This window comes from Fibrobacter sp. UBA3629, from assembly GCF_002374005.1.
Classification (GTDB): Bacteria; Fibrobacterota; Fibrobacteria; order Fibrobacterales; family Fibrobacteraceae; genus Fibrobacter.
Genome location: NZ_DFLC01000019.1, coordinates 149,828 through 154,983, shown reverse-complemented (window position 1 = coordinate 154,983; position 5,156 = coordinate 149,828). Strand labels below are relative to the sequence as shown.

The 5,156-nt window shown below is 50.8% G+C and carries 6 protein-coding genes; 2 read left to right on the top strand and 4 right to left on the bottom strand.

From position 1 onward, the window contains the following. A partial coding sequence (locus tag B2310_RS07085) for an AAA family ATPase (RefSeq protein WP_290729954.1) occupies nucleotides 1–185 on the bottom strand: 185 nt, incomplete at its 3' end. A gap of 627 nt (nucleotides 186–812) precedes the next feature. On the opposite strand from B2310_RS07085, the gene thrS reads away from it, so the two are divergent. Then, entirely contained in the window at nucleotides 813–2,750 is a 1,938-nt protein-coding gene (gene thrS / locus B2310_RS07080) for a threonine--tRNA ligase (protein WP_290729952.1), read from the top strand. 144 nt (nucleotides 2,751–2,894) lie between these two features. Here the strand turns inward: thrS and B2310_RS07075 are convergent, their stop codons facing one another. Together B2310_RS07075 and B2310_RS07070 are read right to left on the bottom strand one after the other, a co-directional pair. Next, complete coding sequence (locus B2310_RS07075; protein ID WP_290729978.1) at nucleotides 2,895–3,176, bottom strand: PIN domain-containing protein; 282 nt, start codon at nucleotides 3,174–3,176, stop codon at nucleotides 2,895–2,897. Nucleotides 3,177–3,298: 122 nt separating this feature from the next. Beyond that, a complete protein-coding gene (locus B2310_RS07070) occupies nucleotides 3,299–3,490 on the bottom strand; it encodes a hypothetical protein (protein WP_141100396.1) in 192 nt (63 codons plus the stop codon). A 305-nt stretch (nucleotides 3,491–3,795) separates the two neighbouring features. Between B2310_RS07070 and B2310_RS07065 the strand changes: the two genes are divergently transcribed. Then, nucleotides 3,796–4,404 (top strand): hypothetical protein, encoded by a 609-nt coding sequence (locus B2310_RS07065; RefSeq protein ID WP_290729950.1) that lies wholly within the window; start codon nucleotides 3,796–3,798, stop codon nucleotides 4,402–4,404. A 101-nt stretch (nucleotides 4,405–4,505) separates the two neighbouring features. On the opposite strand, the gene B2310_RS07060 is transcribed toward B2310_RS07065, so the two are convergent. After that, the coding region (locus B2310_RS07060; RefSeq protein ID WP_290729948.1) for a FumA C-terminus/TtdB family hydratase beta subunit at nucleotides 4,506–5,156 on the bottom strand (651 nt) is incomplete at its 5' end.

The window sequence follows — 5,156 nt, the reverse complement described above, 5'->3', positions numbered from 1 at the left end:
ACCTTCTTCGCATTTTCATTTTCCTTAAAGTTGATATAGACGACGTTCTCGTAGTTGCTGCGGGCGAATTCCAGGACGCTGGATGTCTTGCCGATTTGACGCATTCCCTTGACGACCAGGGCCTTCTTTTTGCCCCCCGAAATCTTCCAATTTTCGAATTCTTTAAGGATTTTTCGCTTGAACATGTTCTAAAACTACACTTTTCCGACCGAATTGTCAATGTGCAAACGCACTTTTTCAACCGAATTAGTGCATTAAAGTCGCGTTTTTCCCACCGAAAAAGTGAAAATTTGCCGATTTTACGTAAATTTCGCCAATTTTAGTCAGCGAATCTGATGACCCCACGCTGTTCCTCCGAGCCATCGGCCACACCGCGAGACGCGCTTTGAAACAATTTTCAAGGTGCTGAACGCCATGGGAATCCAGATGACGCTTGACCCTAAAATGAGGCTCAGAAAACGCAGCAAACAAACAGAACTTTGCGTCGCCGAGAAAAGGGCGCTATATAGGGTGTAGAGTTTTATCGGGGGTTTTAGGGGCCGGGCCCCTAGGCGAAAGGGTAGCGGAAAACGCCGAAGGCGGTTGAAGCGAGGGGAAGGCTTTCCCCTTTGTATAATCAGGACTAGATTCTTCGACTTCGCCCTACGGGCTCCGCTCAGAATGACACGTTTAGCCCCTAACGCTGTACTCCAGGGCGACAATCGGGACAGTATTATTTGCCGAAACGCAAGCCAAATGCTACATTTGCGCGCACCGCCAGATGTCGTATTTCTGGGGAACCGGGCGAGAACCGCCCACAAAAAGGATTATTTATGTCTCAAATCGAACTCACTTTCCCCGATGGCTCCGTACGTTCCGTAGCATCGGGCACCACCGGCCTCGAAATTGCGAAGGGCATTTCCGAAGGTCTTGCACGCAAGGCGCTTGGCGTCAAACTCGGCGATAAGGTCCTCGACCTCACGCGCCCGCTCACCGAGAGCGGCACCATCAAGATTATCACGCCGAGCAACGACGACCCGGATGCTCTGATGCTCCTGCGTCACAGCTGCAGCCACGTGCTTGCCGAAGCCATCTGCGACCTGTTCCCGGGCACCAAGCTCGCCTACGGTCCGGCTATCGACAAGGGTTTCTACTACGATTTGATGACACCGACCCCGATCCAGCAGTCGGATTTTGAGCGCATCGAAAAGCGCATGAAGGAAATCATCAAGGAAGACCGTCCGTTTACCCGTTGCGAAGTCAGCGCCGCCGATGGCCTGAAGCGCACCGAGGGCGACAAGTACAAGACGGATAACGCGCAGCGCGCTCTCGCCCGCGAAGGCAGCGACGGCACTCTCAGCTTCTACGTGACTGGCGAACCGGGCAAGAACTTTGAAGACCTCTGCGCCGGCCCCCACGTGCCTTCTACCGGCAAGCTCAAGAATTTCAAGGTGCTCTCGATGTCGGGCGCCTACTGGCACGGCGACCAGAACAGCGACCAGCTGACCCGCGTGTACGGCACCTGCTTTGCTGACAAGGAAGGTCTCGAAACTTACCTGAAGTTCCTGGAAGAAGCCGAAAAGCGCGACCACCGCAAGATCGGCAAGGAAATGGACCTCTACCACATTGAAGACCATTCTCCGGGCATGGTGTTTTGGCACCCGAAGGGCACCAAGATGGTGAACGCCCTTAAGGACTATATCCGCGGTAAGATTGACCGTCGCGGCTACCTCGAAGTGATCACGCCGGAAATCGTGAACAAGACTTTGTGGATCAAGTCCGGCCACGCCGACAAGTACAACGAGAACATGTTCAAGACGCTCGCTGGCGACGTGGAAATGGCCGTGAAGCCGATGAACTGCCCCTGCCACATCCAGATTTTCAACACGGGTCTCCGCAGCTGGCGTGACCTGCCGATGCGCCTTGCCGAATTCGGTAAGTGCCACCGTTACGAACCTGCCGGTACCATGCACGGCCTGATGCGCGTGCGCGGCTTTGTGCAGGACGACGCCCACATCTTCTGTACCGAAGACCAGATTGCAAGCGAAGTGGCCGACTTCTGCGCCCTCGTCAAGGAAATTTACCACGACTTCGGTTTCGACGATATCGTGGTGAAGTTCTCCACCCGCCCCGAAAAGCGCGTGGGTTCCGACGAAATCTGGGACAAGGCTGAAGCCGCCCTTGCCGAAGCGACGAAGCTCGCTGGCCTCGACTACATTTTGAACCCGGGTGAAGGAGCCTTCTACGGCCCGAAGCTCGAATTCACGCTGAAGGACAGCCTCGGACGTGACTGGCAGTGCGGTACTATCCAGGTGGACTTCAACTTGCCGCAGCGTCTCGGCGCCGAGTATGTTGGCAAGGACAACCAGAAGCACATTCCGGTGATGCTGCACCGTGCGGCCGTGGGTTCCATCGAACGCTTCCTCGGCATTTTGATTGAAGAATTCATGGGCGATTTCCCGCTGTGGCTCGCTCCGGTTCAGGCCCGCGTGCTCCCGATTTCCGAGAAGTTCGTTGACTACGCGAAGTCCGTAGAACGCGAACTCGTGAACGCCGGTGTCCGCGTGGAAGTCGACGAATCCAACGAAAAGCTCGGCTACAAGATCCGCCAGTGCGAACTGCAGAAGATTCCGTACAAGATTATTGTAGGCGAAAAGGAACAGGCTGAAGGTCTCATCGCTGTCAACAAGAGAAAGGAAGGCGATAAGGGTCAAATGACCGTTGCTGACTTCCTCAAGATGACGGAAGACGACCGCAAGGTTGTTCGCTAATCGCAAATTGTCATCCTGAACGGAGGCGTGTTGCGCCGAAGTCGATATACGAAACTTGGCTACTTGTAGCCTTAGTTGAGTTAGGTTCGAAGGAGCAGGATCTAAAACTTAAAACGCAGACTCGGTTGAGCCTGCATTTTTCATTTATAAACCTAATTTGTTTAAAAACGCTGAATACGAAAGAATCGGTATTCCTGCATGACTTCTCAGCTCAGTCAAATCTTTGTCTCCGCTTATAATAAAATCAACAGGAACACTTTCTGCCATTGACAATATAAAGAGATCCTTGATGTCCCTGATAGGTGATTTTGCCTGTATTGTGATTGGAGTCCAATGGCAAACATTATCCACCATGTCAACAAACGATTGCCGTGATTCTTGAGAAATAATAACGTTAAATTTCGGACGAGCGACCACAGTTTGAATTTCGTCTAGCAGTTATTCGCTCATATAAACTTGAACATCATTACGGCATAAAACATCGGCAAGCGAAGCAAGCCGCTTGCCTATCATGAATGATATCCACAAATTTGTGTCGAACAGGACCTTCATTTCCCGTATCGAACAGCGTTGACTTCAGCGGCGATTTCTTCGTCGGTCATCATCGGGGTCTTGGGACATGAATCGACGAATTTCTGGACGATGCTTCGCTTAGACCGCACAGTCCAGCCCATGCGATTCGCTAGCGTTTCCATGATACCCAAATCTTGGGTTGGAATTGTCAGAACAAGATCTTCCATATAAACCTCCTCCATAATATACATTATTCAGGCTTGGACTGCCTCCCCTTTCCAAGTAGGAATAGCCCGTTTGCTTTACCAAATGGCACAAATTCGCCGTTTTCTACACAAAACTGCTCCTTTTTGTAAAATTTTTGGTCGGTCTTTGGTCGTATAGACCAAGGGCAACATCCCGCTCGGCAACTTAAAGCCCGGCGAGTGGCGCACAATTACAGACAAAGTCATTCAATCTGACTTCTCTAGGGGGCTGCTTTTTATTCGTATAAAATTTATTATTATTTCAACATAACCTAAAAGAGGTATTCATGAAAAAGATTTTACTTATTTTCACGACACTTGTTCTTTCTAGTTGCGCCATTTTGATGGGAACAAGCATGCGTCCAATCATTCTTGGGAAAATGCTCATTTACGTCCGTACATCAACAGCAAAGGCATTTATTGCAACCGAGATGCCAGAAAAACTTGAAATCGACACCCCATTCTATGTCAGCGGTCGTTTCGATTACAGAAACGCCATTCATGACACCACTAAAGGAATAGCTTCTGTGACGTTAGATAATAGAGATTTAGAAATGGGTTTCAGACTCGCTTCATATAGCAAAGCTTCGCAAAATAACCCAGAAGTTTTTCAGAACGATATAAGCGATTCATTGAAGACAACCAAAATTTTTTCTGCTTACGAAGATTTCTTCCCAAGTTTTACAAAAGAAAACCTTGTCGATGCCGATTATAATTCCGAAAAAAAGTATACATACAGATGCTACAAAATAAGAACGCCAAAGGACATCTGCATCGCATCAAGATTAACACCAAAAGGAAATATTATCATCGCCTTCATGCGTAGTTTAACTTACGACACGGATGTTAAGGCAACGCTCCTGGAGGCAATCGAGAGCGTAGAATTCAAAAACTAGAGACTCCTCAAATTTTCACATACAAGGACACCCCGCAAGCACAAACTTGCGGGGCGTTTCTATTGAAAAGGGAGATCCCCGCTGGCGGGGATAACAAGCTTTTAGATCAAGCCTTCGAAGAAATTATTTCCCTTGTCATCCACGAGGATGAAGGCGGGGAAGTCCTTGATGGTGATCTTGCGGATGGCTTCCATGCCGAGTTCCGGGAAGGCCACGATGTCGTTGCTGAGGATGTTCTGTTCAGCGAGGATGGCTGCCGGACCGCCGATGGAGCCGAGGAAGAATCCACCGTACTTCTTGCAGGCGTCGGTCACGTCCTGGCTGCGGTTGCCCTTCGCGACCATGATCATCGAAGCGCCCTTGCTCTGGAAGCGCATCACGTACGGGTCCATGCGGTTGGCGGTCGTCGGGCCAAAGCTACCCGTGGGCATGCCTGCCGGAGTCTTGGCCGGGCCGGCGTAGTAAATCGGGTGGTCAGACACGACCTTGAGCACGGTCTTTTCTTCGTCGGTGAGTTCTTCGCCGCGTTCCTGCTTGTCGAAGATTTCTGCAATCTTCGCGTGGGCCATATCGCGGGCCACAATCATCGTGCCCTTGAGGCTGAGGCGCGTCTTCACCGGATACTTGGTGAGGTCGGCGAGCACTTCCTTCATCGGGCGGTCAAGGTCGATTTCCACAGCCGGAGCGAGGTTCACGGCATTGCCTGCCGGAATATAGTTTTCCGGATGGTGTTCCATCTTTTCGAGCCAGAG